This window comes from Lysobacter sp. ISL-50 (assembly GCF_018612875.1).
Lineage (GTDB): Bacteria > Pseudomonadota > Gammaproteobacteria > Xanthomonadales > Xanthomonadaceae > Lysobacter.
Window position 1 is genome coordinate 1 of sequence record NZ_JAGGRI010000041.1, and the last position, 18,112, is coordinate 18,112.

General features: G+C 64.7%; 3 protein-coding genes. All 3 read right to left on the minus strand.

The features are described from left to right. The coding region (locus J7J50_RS20955) for a non-ribosomal peptide synthetase (protein ID WP_215097551.1) at positions 1–7,750 on the minus strand (7,750 nt) is incomplete at its 3' end. Further along, a complete protein-coding gene (locus J7J50_RS20960) occupies positions 7,743–17,747 on the minus strand; it encodes a non-ribosomal peptide synthetase (protein ID WP_215059561.1) in 10,005 nt (3,334 codons plus the stop codon). The genes J7J50_RS20960 and J7J50_RS20955, both read right to left, overlap by 8 nt. Then, on the minus strand, positions 17,744–18,112 hold a 369-nt coding region (locus J7J50_RS20965; protein ID WP_215063428.1), incomplete at its 5' end, for a phosphopantetheine-binding protein. The genes J7J50_RS20965 and J7J50_RS20960, both read right to left, overlap by 4 nt.

Genomic DNA, 18,112 nt, shown 5'->3' on the forward strand with positions numbered 1-18,112 from the left:
CGTAGGCGATGCTGCCGCTCAAGGCATTGCCGTTGTCGGTCAGCGACAAGGCCAGATCGAACTGCGCGGTCTGTTGCCCGCTGTCGAGCTGCGACAGGGTCAGTCCGTGCAGTTGCAGGCCGCCGCCGTCGGGGGTGTTGTTCAAGCTCAGCAGCGCCTGGAACAGCGGGCTGTGGCTCATGCTGCGCGCCGGCTGCACGGCTTCGACGACTTGCTCGAACGGCAGGTCCTGGTGTTCGTATGCGGCCAGGGTCGTGGCTTTTACCTGTGCCAGCAGGTCGGCCACGCTGGGTTGATGCTGCAGATCGACGCGCAGCGCCAAGGTGTTGACGAAGAAGCCGATCAGCGGTTCAAGTTCGCTGCGCTGGCGGTTCGCGACCGGACTGCCGACGACGACATCGGATTGGCCGCTCAGGCGCGACAGCAACACCGACCAGCCCGCCAGCAGGGTCATGAAGACGGTCGTGCCGTGGCGTTGTGACAGGGCCCGCAACTGCGCGCTCACCTCGCTCGAAAGGCGAACCGGGACGCGGTCGCCGGCGTAGCTTTGCAGCGCCGGGCGCGGCCGGTCGGTCGGCAGTTCCAGTACCGCCGGGGCGCCGCTCAGTTGCTCTCGCCAATACGTCGCTTGACGTTGCAAGGTCTCGCCTTGCAGCCAACCGCGTTGCCATGCGGCGTAGTCGGCGTACTGGATCGGCAGCGGCGGCAGCGGATCGGGCTGACCCTGGCGATAAGCGTCGTACAGCGCGCTGACTTCCTTCACCAGCACGCCGATCGACCAACCATCGGAGACGATGTGATGCTGGGTCACCAGCAGCACATGCTCGTGTTCGCTTAAGCGCAACAGGCGGCCGCGGATCAGCGGGCCTTGAGCCAAATCGAACGGGGCGCGGGCTTCTTCGCGGCTTTGCGTCGCTACGGCGGAGGTTTGCGCGTCGGCGGTCAGATCGCTCAGGTCGTGATCGATTAGAACGAAGCCGGTATCCATCGGGTCGATCACCTGCACCGGGGCAGCGGACTGGCTGACGAAGCGGGTGCGCAGGTTTTCGTGGCGAGCGACGATCCGATTCAGGCTGTTCTGCAGCGCTGCACGGTCCAGTTCACCGCGCAGCTGCAAGGCCACCGGCATGTGGTACGCCGCGCCGGCGGAATGGTCCAGCTGATCCAGGAACCACAGGCGTTGCTGAGCCCACGAGAGCGGCAATGCGGTATTGCGATCGACGAGCGTGATCGGCGGCTGCGATTCGCTCTGCGCGTCCTGCACGCTTGCGGCCAACGCGGCCGGGGTGGGACGCGAGAACAGATCGCGCAGCGGAATCTCCAGACCCAGCGATTGGCGCAGGCGTGAGGCGACCTGCACGGCCAGCAGCGAATGGCCGCCCAGTTCGAAGAAGTGATCGTGACGGCCGACTCGCTCGATACCCAGCAGGTCTTGCCAGATATCGGCTATGGCGGTCTCGATCTCGCCTTGCGGGGCGGCGTATTCGCGGCTCAGCACCGCGGCTTGATCCGGTGCCGGCAGGGCCTTGCGGTCCAGCTTGCCGTTCGGAGTCAGCGGCAATGCTTCTAGCGCGACGAAGGCACTTGGAACCATGTACTCGGCCAGGTCTTTCGACAGCACCTCGCGCAGTGTGGCCACCGACAATTCGACACCGGGCTCCATCACCGCGTAAGCCACCAAGCGCTTATCGCCCTCGATGTCTTCGCGTGCGATCACCACGGCATCGCGCACGCCGTCGCAGGCGGCCAGCTTGGCCTCGATCTCGCCCAGCTCGATGCGGAAGCCGCGGATCTTGACCTGGAAGTCGTTGCGTCCCAGGTATTCGATCGTGCCGTCCGCCAGCCAGCGGCCGAGATCGCCGGTCTTGTACATCCGCGCTTTCGGGTCGGCACTGAACGGATCACGGACGAACCGCTCCGCCGTCAGTTCCGGACGATTCCAATAGCCCCGCGCCACCTGCACGCCAGCGATAAACAGTTCGCCCGCGACACCCACCGGCACCGGCTCGCCGCGAGCATCCAGCACATACATCTGCGTATTCGCCACCGGGCGCCCGATCGGCACCGCGCGTCGTTGCGACGGTTCCGCGCAGTTCCAATACGTCACCTCGATCGCGGCCTCGGTCGGGCCGTACAGGTTGTGCAACTCAACCCCGGGCAGCGCGGCGAACACTTGCTGTTGCAGGCTGTAGGGCAGCGCCTCACCACTGCAGAACAGCTGTTTCAGACCCTTGCAGCGGCCCGCATCGGCCCGATCGACAAACACCTGCAGCATCGACGGCACGAAGTGCGCTACCGTGATATCGGCGCTTTCGATCAGATCGACCAGATAATCCGGGTCCTGATGGCCCAGCGGCTTGGCCAACACCAAGGTCGCGCCCGACAGCAGCGGCTGGAAGAACTCCCACACCGATACGTCGAAGCCGAACGGCGTCTTCTGCAGCACTCTGTCAGAAGCGCTCCACGGGAACTGCCGAACGCCCCAATCCAGACGATTCATCACCGCGTGATGCTCGTTCATCACGCCCTTTGGCTGGCCGGTCGAACCCGAGGTGTAAATCACGTAGGCCAGATGCCGCGGCGTCAGCCCCAACGACTCAGGCTCGGGATCGTGTTCGTTCTGCTCAACCAACGACGGATCGGCGTCCAACGCGATGCGCGGCGGCACAGCGCCTTCCGGCAACAGTTCGCGAGTAGCGGCGTGCACCAACACCGCTGTCGGCGCGCAGTCTTCCAGCATGTAGGCCAGACGATCGCGCGGATAGCTCGGGTCCAGCGGGACATAAGCGCCGCCGGCCTTCAGCGTGCCGAGCAGGCCGACCACCATCTCCAGACTGCGCTCGACGCAGATCGCGACTCGCTCATCCGGCTTCACGCCCACGCCGATCAACCGGTGCGCCAGACGATTGGCGCGTCGATTGAGTTCGCCGTAAGTCAGACGCGCGCCATCGAACTCCAGCGCAATCGCTTCCGGCGTGGCACGAGCCTGGACCTCGAATGCGCGATGGATCAGCTCGATACGGCGCGGCGCGGCAGTCGCATTGAACCCCTCCACCACCCTCTCGCGTTCGCCGGCCGGCAACCACGGCAGCGCATCGACCGTAGACGATTCCTGAGCCAGATGTTGCAGAAGCACGGTGAGGCTGGCGACATACCGCTCAGCGGTCTCGCGATCGAACAAATCCGTCGAATACAGCAGACCGCCAACGATGGACTCGCCGTTATCGCTCAACGACAGTTCCAGATCGAAGTGCGTCGTCGCCTGACCGCTGTCCAGCGATTCGATCGACAGACCCGGCAGATTCAAACCGCCGCCGCCCGGCGTGTTGTTCATCGTCAGCATCGCCTGGAACAGCGGGCTGTGGCTCATGCTGCGCGCCGGTTGTACGGCTTCGACCACTTGTTCGAACGGAAGATCCTGGTGCTCGTAGGCGGCCAACGTCGTCGCCTTCACCCGCGACAACAGCTCGGCAACGCTAAGCACCTCCTGCAGATCGACGCGCAGCGCCAATGTGTTGACGAAGAAGCCGATCAGCGGCTCAAGCTCGCTGCGTTGCCGGTTCGCAACCGGACTGCCGACCACCACCTCGGACTGACCGCTCAAACGCGACAGCAAGATCGACCACCCGGCCAGCAAGGTCATGAACACGGTCGTGCCATGGCGTTGCGACAAACTACGCAGTTGCGCGCTCAGATCGCCAGACAGACGCACGGGAACTCGATCGCCGGCATAGCTCTGCACCGGCGGGCGCGGCCGGTCGGTCGGCAATTCCAGTACCGCCGGAGCGCCGCGCAACTGCTCGCGCCAATAATTGCTCTGACGCTGCAAAGTCTCTCCCTGCAGCCAGCCGCGTTGCCACGCGGCGTAGTCGGCGTACTGGATCGGCAGCGGCGGTAGCGGATCGGGCTGACCTTGACGAAATGCGTCATACAGCGCGCTGACTTCCTGTACCAGCACGCCGATCGACCAGCCATCGGAGACGATGTGATGCTGAGTCACCAGCAGCACGTGTTCGCTCTCGCTCAGTCGCAGCAGGCGACCGCGAATCAATGGCCCTTGAGCCAAATCGAACGCAGCCCGCGCTTCTTCGCGGCTTTGCGCCGCCACCGACGCCGCCTGCTCATCAGCAGACATGTCGCTCAGATCGCATTCGCTCAACGCGAAGCCGACATCGGCTGAATCGATCACCTGCACCGCGGCGCCGGCCTCGGTGACAAAGCGCGTGCGCAGATTTTCATGCCGCGCCACGATGCGATCCAGGCTGCCACGCAATGCCGAGCGATCCAACTCGCCGCTCAGCCGCAACGCCACCGGCATGTGATAAGCCGCACCGGCCGAGTGATCGAGCTGATCCAGGAACCACAGGCGCTGCTGCGCCCACGACAGCGGCAACGCCGCGCCGCGGTCGGCCAGACCGATCGGCGACTGCGACGCACCACTGCCGCCTTGCAGGCCGGCGGCCAACGCGGCCGGCGTAGGCCGCGCGAACAGATCGCGCAACGGAATTTCCAGACCCAGCGATTGCCGCAGACGCGAAGCGACCTGCACGGCCAGCAAGGAATGCCCGCCGAGTTCGAAGAAGTGATCGTGACGCCCGACCTGCTCCAGGCCCAGCAGTTCCTGCCACACCGCCGCGATCGCGCTTTCGATCTCGCCTTGCGGCGCTTCGTATTCGCGGCTCAGCACCGCACTCTGATCCGGCGCCGGTAAGGCCTTGCGATCCAGCTTTCCGTTCGGCGTCAGCGGCAGCGACTCCAGCATCACGAACGCGCTCGGCACCATGTATTCGGCCAAGCGATGAGACAAACGCTCGCGCAGCGCAGCGCCCGAGAGAACCACACCCTCGTGCGCCAGCAGATACGCCACCAGCCGCTTGTCGCCCGGCGAATCCTCGCGCGCGATCACCACCGCTTCGCGTACGCCTTCGCACGCGGCCAACTGAGTTTCGATCTCGCCCAGTTCAATGCGAAATCCGCGGATCTTGACCTGCGCATCGTTGCGCCCGAGGTACTCGATCGTGCCATCGGCCAACCAACGGCCCAGATCGCCGGTCTTGTACATCCGCGCCTGCGGATCGGCATTGAACGGATCGCGCACGAAGCGCTCGGCGGTCAGCTCCGGCCGATTCCAGTAACCGCGCGCCACGCCGGCGCCGCCGACGTGAATCTCGCCGGCCACGCCGATCGGCACCGGCTGGCGATTTTCGTCCAGCAGATACACCCGCGTATTGGTCATGGGCCGCCCGATCGGCACTTCTCCGGCCGGCACGGACGCGCCGCCATCGAAGGCGATGAAGGTCGAGTCCACGGTCGCTTCGGTCGGGCCGTACAGATTGAGCCAACGGCAGCCGCGCGTGGACGGCGCCGCGAGCCATACGCTCAGGTAACGCCGCTCGACTTTTTCACCGGCCACCGCGACCAGACGCAGATCGGCGCCGGGCAGGCTGCGTCCAACACCGATTTCCTGCACCCACTGATGCCAGAACGCGGTCGGAAGGTCGATCACGCTCAAGCGGCGATCGCGCAGAAAATCCTCGAATTCCTTATCCGGCGCGACCATGTCGGCCGAACGCAGCACCACCGTCGCTCCCGCGCACAGCGCCGGGAACAGCTCGATCACCGAGCTGTCGAACGAGAAGGTGGCGAACTCGAGGGTGCGATCCTTCGGCGTCAGCGCGTAGGCGCGGATATGCGTCAAGGCCTGGGCGACGATGCTGGCGTGTTCGATCATCACGCCCTTGGGTTCGCCGGTCGAACCGGAGGTGTAGATCACATATGCCAGATGCCGCGATTGCAGGCTCAGAGCGCTCGGATCGGGATTGTCGGCGTTGCTCGAATCCGCGTCCTGGCCGTCCAGATCCAGCATCGGCACCGCGCAATCGCGCAGCAGCGGCAAGCTGTCGCGCAAAGCGCGCTGCGTGACCAATGCGACCGGCGCGCTGTCGGCAAGCATGTGCGCCAGCCGTTCGGGCGGATAGGCAGGGTCCAGAGGGACGTAGCCGCCGCCGGCCTTCAGGATGCCGAGCAGACCGACCACGATGTCCAAACCACGCTCGGCGCAGATGGCGACGCGATCGTCGGGCTTCACGCCCGATGCGATCAGCCGATGCGCCAACCGGTTCGCGCGACGGTTCAGTTCGCCATAACTGAGCGCCTGACCTTCGAATTCCAGCGCGATCGCGTTCGGATTCGCATGCACCCGGGCCTGGATCAGTTCGTGCAGCAACCTGCCGCTGCCGGTTTCGGCGCGGTCGCCATTGAATCCTTCGACGATGGCTTCATGCTCGACGCGCGTCAGCAACGGCAGACGCGCAATAGAACTTTGGTCGTCCGAGCACATCGCCGCGAGCAGAGTCGCGAAATGGCCGACATAGCGCTCTACCGTATCGCGGTCGAGCAAGTCGGTAGAAAACTCGAGATTACCCGCGATTCCGTCGCTGCCTTCGTTGAGCGACAGCGCCAGATCGAAATGAGTGGTCGGATGCGGCGATTCCAGCGCCGCTATCCGCAGGCCGGCCAACGACAGGCCGCCACCGCCGCCCGGTGTGTTGTTCATCGTCAGCATCGCCTGGAACAGCGGACTGTGGCTCATGCTGCGCGCCGGCTGTACGGCTTCGACCACTTGCTCGAACGGGAGATCCTGGTGTTCGTATGCGGCCAGCGTCGTCGACTTCACCCGCGATAATAGGTCGGCTACGCTCGGCGCGTCCTGCAGATCGACGCGCAGCGCCAGGGTGTTGACGAAGAAACCGATCAGCGGCTCCAGCTCGCGCCGCTGGCGATTCGCCACCGGGCTGCCCACCACCACTTCGGACTGACCGCTCAGGCGCGACAGCAAGATCGACCAGCCGGCCAGCAGGGTCATGAAGATCGTCGTGCCGTGGCGTTGCGACAAGCTGCGCAGCTGCGCGCTCAAAGCGCTCGACAACCGAACCGGAACGCGGTCGCCTGCGTAACTTTGCACCGGCGGGCGCGGCCGGTCCGCCGGCAGCTCCAGCACCGCCGGGGCGCCGCGCAGTCGCTCGCGCCAGTAGTTGCTCTGGCGCTGCAAGGTCTCGCCCTGCAGCCAGCCGCGTTGCCACGCGGCGTAGTCGGCGTACTGGATCGGCAGTGGCGGCAGCGGATCGGGTTTTCCCTGTCGGAAGGCGTCGTACAGCGCGGTGACTTCCTGCACCAGCACGCCGATCGACCAACCGTCGGAGACGATGTGGTGTTGGGTTACCAGCAGCACATGCTCGTGTTCGCTCAGACGCAGCAGGCGGCCGCGGATCAGCGGGCCCTGGGCCATATCGAACGGAGCGCGCGCTTCTTCGCGACTCTGGGTTCTCACCGCCGCGGCTTGCTCATCGGCCGACAGGCCACGCAGATCGGATTGATTCAAGGCGAAGCCGGTGTCGGCCGGATCGATCACCTGCACCGGCGCGCCGGATTGGCTGACGAAACGGGTTCGCAGGTTTTCGTGGCGCGCAACGATCCGGTCGAGGCTGTTTCGCAACGCGGACAGATCCAACTCACCGCTCAGCTGCAAGGCCACCGGCATGTGATAGGCGGCGCCAGCGGAATGATCGAGCTGATCGAGAAACCACAAGCGCTGCTGCGCCCACGACAGCGGCAGCGACTGGCTGCGATCGGCATGCCCGATCGCGTCGCGCGCCCCGCGCTCCGCCGCGCCGGCGGCGGCGCGCTGCTTGAGCCGGTTCAGCAGGATGCTTCGTTTGAGCTCTTCCAGCGACTCGCTGCTCTTACTCATTGACCGACTCCCGCTTCAGGATTTCCAGCAACTCTTCTTCCGAGAGACCGTCCAGTTCGTCTTCCATTTCCTGCAGCTCATCGCCGAGGAACTCCATCATCTGCTGGACCCTGACCGCATCGGCCAGCACGTGCAGCACCGGCTGTTCGAACAGGCCGCGCAACGGCACATCGACGTGGAATTGCTCGCGTACACGCACCATCAGTTGCATCGCCAGCAGCGAATGGCCGCCGAGCTCGAAGAAGTGGTCGTAGCGGCCGACTCGCTCGATACCCAGCAGGTCTTGCCAGATCTCGGCGATGGCGGTTTCGATCTCGCCTTGCGGGGCTGCGTATTCGCGGCTCAGCACCGCTGTTTGATCCGGTGCAGGCAGGGCTTTTCGGTCTAGCTTTCCGTTCGGGGTTAGCGGCAATGCCTCCAAGGCGACAAACGCGCTCGGCACCATGTACTCGGCTAGATCTTTCGATAGGGCATCGCGCAGCGCAGCCACTGAAAGTTCGGCTCCGGGTTCCATGACCGCGTAGGCCACCAGGCGCTTGTCGCCTTCGACGTCCTCCCGTGCGATGACGACGGCTTCGCGCACGCCGTCGCAGGCCACCAGCCGCGCTTCGATTTCGCCCAGTTCAATGCGGAACCCGCGAATCTTCACCTGGAAGTCGTTACGGCCCAGGTACTCGATCGTGCCGTCCGGCAGCCAACGGCCCAGATCGCCAGTCTTGTACATCCGCGCCTGCGGGTCGGCACTGAACGGATCGCGGACGAACCGCTCCGCCGTCAGTTCCGGACGATTCCAGTAACCCCGCGCCACCTGCACGCCGCCCAAGTGCAACTCGCCGACGACGCCGATCGGCACCGGTTCGCCGCGCGCATCCAGCACGTACACCGGCGTGTTCGCGATCGGACGACCGATCACCGGCCCGCCGGTCGCTTCGCGGATGCTTCCAATCGTCGCATCCACCGTGCACTCGGTCGGGCCGTACATGTTGTGGAAGTGGATTCGCTTCGAATCGCGCAGTTGCGCCCACAGCTTCGGGCCGATGGGCTCGCCGCCCAGCAGTACGCTGATGGGACGATGGCCCTCGCCTTCCAACAGCCCCGCCGCCAACAAGCCTTCGAGTTGCGACGGTGTGCTGTCCAACGCATCGATCTTCTGCGCTTCGATGAACTCCAACATTGCCGGGCCGCTCGCGCGGATCGACTGCGGGATCGGCAGCACGCAGTGGCCCGACAGCAGTTGCAGCAAGCCCTTGAGCGACATGTCGAACGCGTAAGCCGCGTTCAAGCCGATGCGCGAACCTGGGGCCACCTCTCGGTGGGTGGTCGCCTGCATCGCCCGCCAGAAGTTCACCGGCGAGCGATGTTCGATCATCACGCCCTTGGGCTGACCGGTCGAACCCGACGTATAGATCATGTACGCCAGATGCGTCGAGTTCAGTGCCACCAACGGCGTCTGTTCCGACTCCTGCGCCGCCGTCGCGCCTCCCAACTCGATCACCGGCACTGACAACGACCCCAACAGCGGACGAACTGAAGCCTGCGTCACCAATGCCATCGGCGCGCTGTCGGTCAGCATGTAGCTCAAGCGGTCGAGCGGATAACTCGGGTCCAGCGGCACGTAACCCCCGCCGGCCTTCAGAATGCCGACCAAGCCGACCACCATCTCCACGCTACGCTCAACGCAGATCGCCACCCGATCATCGGGTTTCACACCTAAACCGATCAGACGATGCGCGACCTGATTCGCACGCCGATCCAATTCGGCATAACTCAGCGTCGCACCTTCGTACGACACCGCCGGCGCATCCGGGGTGCGTGCAACCTGCGCGGCGAACAGCTCCACCAACGTTTGATCGTGCTGCTTCGCATCCGCCAAATTGAACTCGCGCAAGACCGTCTCACGCTCGGCTTCGGGCAGAACCGGCAGCGACTGCAGCGCTTGCTTCGATCCGTCCTCCAACGCCAACAGCAACGACGCCAACGCCTGCTCCATGTACCGCACCAGCCGCTGCGGATCGATCCCCGCCACGGCCAGTACCGTCAGGCCGAACGCCTCGCCCAGATCCTCCACCGACATCGTCAGCGGATAGTTATTGCGCGTATCGCCGCCGATCAGGCGCATGCCGCTCCAGGCCTGCATCGCCTGCGCGCTGTCTTCCGGCGTCGCCGCATGGCCGTGACGGTAATTCAACAGCGACGTGAACAACGGCAACGGTGCCTGTACGCCGCTGCACCGCTGCGCCAGGGCCAGCGACGCCTGCTCGTGCTCCAGCAACTCGCTCAGCTGTGCATAGACCTGGGCGATCGATGCCGGCACGTCCCGGTCCAGCCCAATCCGGATCGGCAAGGTGTTCAGAAACATGCCGACGACTTGATCGGCGCCTTCCGATCCTTGCAGACGGCCCGACAGCACCGTGCCGAATACAACGTCATCCTCGCGGCCACTGCATTGCCCCAGCACCCGCGCCCAGGCGACGTGGAACAACACCGCCGGGGTCACGCCGCGGCGGCGCGATGCGTCACGGATCGAGTGCGCCATTGCCATCGACAGCGGCAGGCGTGCTTCTTCGACCTGCTCGCCGTCGTTCTGCACGTTCAGTATTCCGAACGGCGCGGTCGGCTCTTCTACCGACGCCAATTGCGCTCGGAAGTAGGCTTCGTGCTCGTCGTCAGCCACTGTCTGCATCTGGGCGATGAAGTGTCGATAGGCGCGCGCAGCCGGCAGGGTTCCGCCGCTGAGCAGGGTCTGGATCTCCGACAGAATCAGATCCATCGCCACGTGGTCGCAGACCAAGTGATGGCGCAGCAATGCCAGCAGCCATTCGCCGCTGGTTGCGTCTTGGGCGATATACCCGCGCAGGACGGGCGCCTGACTCAAGTCCAGACGCATGCGGCGCGGATCGGTACGCTCCAGCAACTGCGGCAGCGCCGCCTGCTGGGGATCGACCGCGATCGATTCAATGGGCAGCGGCGCATCGCGATGCACCACTTGAACCGGTCGCGGCAGCCCCTGCCAGCGGACTGAGCTGCGCAGGATGTCGTGGCGCTCGATGACTTGTTGCAAAGCCGTCAGGAACAGGTCGAGTCGCTCGCGGCTGTCGAACGCCACCACCGAGCGCATCAGGTAGGCGTCGCCTTCGCGGTCCTGTTCCAGCAGGTGATGGAACAGGATGCCTTCCTGCAACGGCGCCAGCGGGTAGATGTCCTGGATGTTGCTTACGCCACCGGGTACCGAATCGACGATGCCGTCGATCTCATTCTGGTTGAGCGTGACCAGCGGCAACAGGTCCGGTGTAAGGTGTGTCGTCTGTCTGGTGATCGGGTTGGCTGCCGCTTCGGCCGCGGTCGCAACCGGTTCACCGACCAGCTGTTCGGCCAGCGCACGCAGCATCGGCGTGGTGAATACCGTGCGCACGTCGGTCGAAAAGCCGCGTTGGCGCAGGCGCTCGATCAAGCCGATCACCAACAAGGAGTGACCGCCCAGTTCGAAGAAGTGGTCGTTGCGGCCCACTCGCTCCAGACCGAGCAGGTCTTGCCAGACCTCCGCGATCGCGATTTCGATCTCGCCCTGCGGGGCTTCAAAGGCCCGACTCAGCACCGCGCCTTGATCCGGGGCCGGCAGCGCCTTGCGATCCAGTTTGCCGTTCGGGGTCAGCGGCAGCGATTCCAGCGCGACGAAGGCGCTTGGAACCATGTACTCGGCCAAGTCCTTCGACAGCGCGTCGCGCAAGAAGACCACCGACAATTCGACGTCCGGCTCCATGACCACGTAGGCCACCAGCCGCTTGTCGCCTTTGACGTCTTCGCGTGCGATCACCACCGCTTCGCGCACACCATCACAGGCCACCAGCCGGGCTTCGATCTCGCCCAGCTCGATACGGAAGCCGCGAATCTTGACCTGGAAGTCGTTGCGACCCAGGTACTCGATCGTGCCATCGGCCAGCCAACGGCCCAGATCGCCGGTCTTGTACATCCGCGCCTGCGGATCGGCGCTGAACGGGTCGCGTACAAACCGCTCGGCTGTCAGCCCAGGACGGTTCCAATAACCACGAGCAACCTGGACGCCGCCCAGATGCAACTCGCCGACGACGCCGACCGGGACCGGTTCACCGCGCGCATCCAGAACGTACACCGGTGTGTTCGCGATCGGGCGACCGATCACCGGTCCGCCAGAGGCTTCGCGAATACTGCCGATCGTCGCATCCACCGTGCACTCGGTCGGACCGTACATGTTGTGGAAGTGGATGCGCTTCGAATCGCGAAGCTGAGCCCACAACTTCGGACCGATGGGTTCGCCGCCCAGCAACACGCTGACCGGACGGTGTCCCTCGCCTTCCAACAGTCCCGCCGCCAACAAACCTTCCAACTGCGAAGGCGTGCTGTCGAGCGCATCGATCTTCTGCGCTTCGATGAACTCCAGCATCGCCGGGCCGCTCGCGCGGATCGACTGCGGGATCGGCAGCACGCAGTGACCCGACAGCAGTTGCAGCAAGCCCTTGAGCGACATGTCGAACGCATAGGCCGCGTTCAGACCGATGCGCGAACCCGGCGCTACTTCGCGATGGGTGGTCGCCTTCATCGCCCGCCAGAAGTTCACCGGCGACCGGTGCTCGATCATCACGCCCTTGGGCTGACCAGTCGAACCGGACGTGTAGATCATGTAGGCCAGATGCGTCGGGTTCAGTGCCACCAAAGGCGCCTGCTCCGATTCCTGAAGCAGCGTCGCGTCTTCCAGCTCAACCATCGGCACCGACAGCGAACCCAACAACGGCCGTACCGACGCCTGCGTCGCCAATGCCATCGGCGCGCTGTCGGCCAGCATGTAGCTCAGGCGATCGAGCGGATAGCTCGGGTCCAGCGGCACGTAACCCGCGCCGGCTTTCAGGATGCCGATCAACCCAACCACCATCTCCACGCTGCGCTCGACGCAGATCGCCACCCGATCATCGGGTTTCACGCCCAAGCCAATCAGACGATGCGCGACCTGATTCGCGCGCCAGTCCAACTCGGCATAACTCAGCGTCACACCTTCGTACGACACCGCCGGCGCATCCGGCGTCCGCGCTACCTGCGCGGCGAACAGATCCACCAACGTTTGATTCTGCGACGACGCCTCAGTCGAATTGAACCCGTGCAGGATCGCCTCACGCTCCGGCGAAGGCAGAATCGAAAGCGACTTCAGCGCTTGCGAACTTCCGCCCTCCAGCGCCGACAACAACGATGCCAACGCCTGCTCCATGTACCGCACCAGCCGCTGCGCATCGATCCCCGCCACCGTCAGCGCGGTCAGACCGAACGCCTCGCCAAGATCCTCGACCGACATCGTCAGCGGATAATTGTTGCGCGCCTCCACGCTGATCGAACGCATTCCGTTCCAGGCCCGCGCCGCGGCCTCGATCTCTTCATCGCTGGTGAGCGCATTGCTGTGGCGGTAGTTCATCAGCGCGGTGAACAGCGGCAGCGGCGGCTGCACCGCGCTGCAGCGCTGCGCCAAGGCCAGCGACGCTTGCTCGTACTGCAGCAGTTCGACCAGGCGCTGATGCATCTGGCGCACGGCCTGGGATGCGTCGATATCGGCCAGCGACAGCCGCACTGGCAAGGTATTGATGAACATGCCGACGACTTGGTCGGCGCCCTCCGAGCCCTGCAGGCGGCCCGACAGAACGGTGCCGAACACGACATCCTCGCGGCCGCTGCATTGCGCCACCACCTGCGCCCAGGCGACATGAAACAACACCGCCGGCGACACGCCGCAACGCCGCGATGCATCGCGTATCCCCGCCGCCAACGAAGGCGCAAGGCCGATACGCGCCTCGCTGACCTGTTCGCCATCGCCCTGCACGTTTAAGATCCCGAACGGTGCCGTCGGCTCGTCCACCGTGCTCAACTGCTCGGTGAAATAAGCCTCATGCCCGCTCATATCCATCGCGTTGGTGCGAGCGATGAAACTGCGGTACGGCATCGCCGGCGCCAGCTGATCCTGCTCGCCGCGCAGCAGCATCTGCACTTCCTTGAGCAGCAGCTGCAGCGAATAGTTGTCATCGACCATGTGGTGATTGAGCAAGGCCAGCAGCCACTCGCCGTTACCGCGATCCTCGGCGATGTACGCACGCAGCAAGGGCGCGCGACGCAGATCGAAACGAATGCGGCGCGGATCGGTGCGCTCGAGCAACTGCGGCAACACGTCCCGGCTCTGATCCAGAGCCAGCGCTTCGATCGGCAACGGCGCTTCGCGATGCACTACCTGCACCGGCCGCGACAATCCCTCCCAATGCACCGACGTGCGCAGAATGTCGTGACGCGCGATCACCTGTTGCAATGCCGCCAGGAACGTATCCAGCCGCTCGCGGCCGTCGAACGCCACCACCGAACGCATCAGATAGGCATCGCCCTCGCTGCCGTGCTCCAGCAGATGGTGGAACAAGATGCCTTCCTGCAACGGCGCCAGCGGGTAGATGTCCTGCAGATTGCGAACGCCGCCGGGAACCGAATCGACGATGCCGTCGATCTCGTCCTGGCTCAACGCGACCAGCGGCAACAGGTCGGGTGTGATGCGCTTGGTTTCCGGCGTGATCGGATTGGCGGCGACCTCGTCGGCCGACGCGACCGGACCACCGGCCAGTTGCTCGGCCAAGGCACGCAGCACCGGCGCAGTGAACACGGTGCGCACGTCGGTCGAATAACCGCGCTGGCGCAGGCGTTCGATCAGCCCGATCACCAGCAGCGAATGTCCGCCCAGTTCGAAGAAATGATCATTGCGGCCCACCTGCTCCAGACCCAGCAGATCCTGCCACACCGCCGCGATCGCGATTTCGATCTCGCCGACGGGTTCCTCGAAGGCCCGGCTCAGCACTGAGTCGCGATCCGGCGCCGGCAGCGCCTTGCGATCCAGCTTGCCGTTCGGGGTCAGCGGTAGCGACTCCAGCGCAACGAACGCGCTCGGCACCATGTATTCGGCCAGATCACGCGACAATGACTCACGCAGCACCGACACCGACAGTTCGACACCCGCTTCCATCACCGCATAAGCCACCAGACGCTTGTCGCCGGGCACGTCCTCGCGCGAGATCACCACCGCTTCGCGCACGCCTTCGCAGGCCATCAGCCTGGCTTCGATCTCGCCGAGTTCGATGCGGAAGCCGCGAATCTTCACCTGGAAATCGTTACGGCCCAGGTATTCGATCGTGCCGTCGGCCAACCAGCGGCCCATATCGCCGGTCTTGTACATCCGCGCCCGCGGATCGGCGTTGAACGGATCGCGAACGAAGCGCTCCGCGGTTAATTCCGGACGATTGAGATAACCGCGGCCGACTTGAACGCCGCCGATGAACAGTTCGCCTGCCACGCCCACGGGCGCAGGTTCGCTTTGCGCATCGAGCACGTACATGCGCGTATTCGCGATCGGCCGGCCGATCGGAACGCGACCGGCGTGCTGCTGCGGATCGCAGCGCCAGTAGGTGACGTCCACGGCGGCTTCAGTGGGGCCATACAGATTGTGCAGGCTCGCCGACGGCAGTTTCTGCAGGCAACGCTGTTGCAGCGCGTACGGCAGCGCTTCGCCGCTGCACAACACCTGACGCAGACTGCCGCACTCGGCAGCGGCGATCTGCTCCAGGAACACTTGCAGCATCGACGGCACGAAGTGGACGACAGTGATCGCCGCCGAATCGATGATGCTCGCGAGGTAATCCGGTTCTTGATGCCCCAACGGCCGCGCCATTACCAGCCGCGCGCCTGCCAACAACGGCAGGAAGAATTCCCAAACCGATACGTCGAATCCGAACGGGGTCTTCTGCAGAACGCGATCCGACGCGGTCAGCTGGAACTGCGATTGCGCCCACAGCAGGCGATTGACCACGCCCCGGTGTTCGTTCATCGCACCCTTGGGCTGGCCGGTCGAGCCGGAGGTGTAGATCACATAGGCCAGATGGCGCGAAGTCAGCTTCAGTGCGACGGCATCGGGATTGGCATCGGACTGATCGGCCCACAAGCCGGCATCGGTGTCCAGGCACCACACCGGGCGCGCATCCGACTCGGGCAAGCGATCGCGCAGACTGCGCTGAGTCAGCAACGCCACCGGCGCGCAATCGGCGAGCATGTAGTTCAAGCGCTCGGACGGATAGCTCGGATCCAGCGGCACGTAGGCGCCGCCGGACTTCAGAATGGCGAGCAGGCCGACCACCATCTCGACGCTGCGTTCGATGTGGATCGCCACCCGAGCGTCGGGACGCATGCCGGCCTGGATCAGATGATGGGCCAGCCGATTGGCGCGACGGTTAAGCTCGCCGTAACTCAGTTGATCGCCTTCGAACTCGAGCGCGATCGAATCTTCCCGTCGTGCAACTTGCGCTTCGAACAAGCCCTGTATGGTCTGATCGAGATCAAAATCCATGCCGGTGGCATTGAACGCCTCAAGCACTTGCTGACGTTCGCTGTCCGGCATCGCCTTGAGGCTGCGCACGGCGCGCTGCGGCTCTTCGCGCAGCGCTTGCAGCAGGGATTCGACCGCGGTCTCCAGATATCCCGCCATGCGCTCGGGATCGATACCCGCCGCGCACTGCGCGGTCAGGCCGAAGCCATCGCCCCAATCCTCCACCGCCATCGTGACCGGATAGTTGGTGCGCTCTTCGCCGCCGATCAGGCGCACGCCGGTCCAGACATCGCTGGCCGCGGCGTCCGACGGCTGTTTCGGCGCGTGGCTGTGACGATAGTTCAACAGCGTCGTGAACAACGGCAACGGCGCCTGCACGCCGCTGCTGCGCTGGGCCAGCGCCAGCGATGCCTGTTCGTGCTGCAACAGTTCGGCCAGATCGCGCTGCGTCGCGCGCACCGCTTCGATGGCCGGGGTTTGATCGAGATCGATCCGGATCGGCAGCGTATTGATAAACATGCCGACTACCTGGCCGCTGTCGGTGGCCTGCAAGCGGCCCGACAGCACGGTTCCGAACACCACCGCTTCGCGCCCGCTGCACTGCGCCAGCACGCGGCCCCAAGCCAGATGGAACAGCGCCGCCGGCGAAACGCCGAGACGACGGGCGCTAGCGCGCAATTCCGTCGCCGTCGCTTGGCTGAAAACGCGCTTCGACTCTTCGACGGCGTCGCCGCTTCCCTGCACCTCCAGCACATCGAAGGGCGCCGTCGGCGTATCGATATCGCCCAGGTGCTCGCGGAAATAGGCTTCGTGGTGATCGGTCGAAACCGCCTGCGTGCGGGCTATGAAGTTGCGGTACGGCTGCGGCGCCGACAGATTGCGTTCGTCGCCGCGCAGCACGGCGGCTACTTCCGACAACAGCAATTCCATGGTGACGTGGTCGCACACCATGTGATGGCGCAGAAGGCTCAGCAGCCATTCGCCGTTGGCCGGGTCGGCGACGACGAACGCCTCCAGCAGCGGCGCTCTGCGCAGATCCAATCGGGTTCGGCGCGGATCGGTCTGCGCCAGCAGATGCTGCATGGCGTCTTCGCCGGCTTCGCAGGCCAACTCGTTGACCGGCAGCGCCGCTTGACGATGCACGACTTGCACCGGCTTGGCCACGCCCTGCCAGCGCACTGCGCTGCGCAGGATGTCGTGGCGCGCGATGACCTTCTGCATGGCATCGACGAAAGCATCGAGGCGCGCGCGGCTGTCGAAGGCGATCAGCGAGCGCAGCAGATACGCGTCGGCCTCGCCATCGAGCAGATGATGGAACAGGATGCCTTCCTGCAACGGCGCCAGCGGGTAGATGTCCTGGATATTCGCCACACCGCCCGGGACGCTATCGACGATGCCGTCGATCTCTTCCTGAGACAACTGCACCAGCGGCAACATCTCCGGCGTGATCCGCGCTGCGGCCGCCTCGTCCGGCAAGGTCGCCAACAGAGCGGCCTTGTGCTCCTTGAGCAGGGCCAACAATTCGGCGGTCATGACACCGCGTGCCGCACGCACGACCAGTTCGCCGGCGCTGGCATGTACGGAAATGTTGCTCTCGCGCAGTCGGGCGAGCACATCCTGTGGCGTCATACGTGAAACTCCTCGGTATCTGCTTCGTTCGCTTCATCCCGGAAACTGTCCGGGATCAGATTGGCGGGGACTTGGAAATCGTCTACGGCGTTCGGATTCGCGCGAAGGGTTTCGGCCAGGACACTGAGTACCGGCGCGATAAACACGGCGCGCACATCGGCATTCAAACCGCGCTGGCGCAGGCGTTCGATCAGGCCGATCACCAGCAACGAGTGGCCGCCCAGTTCGAAGAAGTGATCGCGACGGCCGACGCGTTCCAGGCCCAGCAGTTCTTGCCATACCTCGGCGATCGCGGTTTCCGTTTCGCCTTGCGGTGCTTCATATTCGCGTTGCGATACCGCTGTCTGATCGGGCGCCGGCAACGC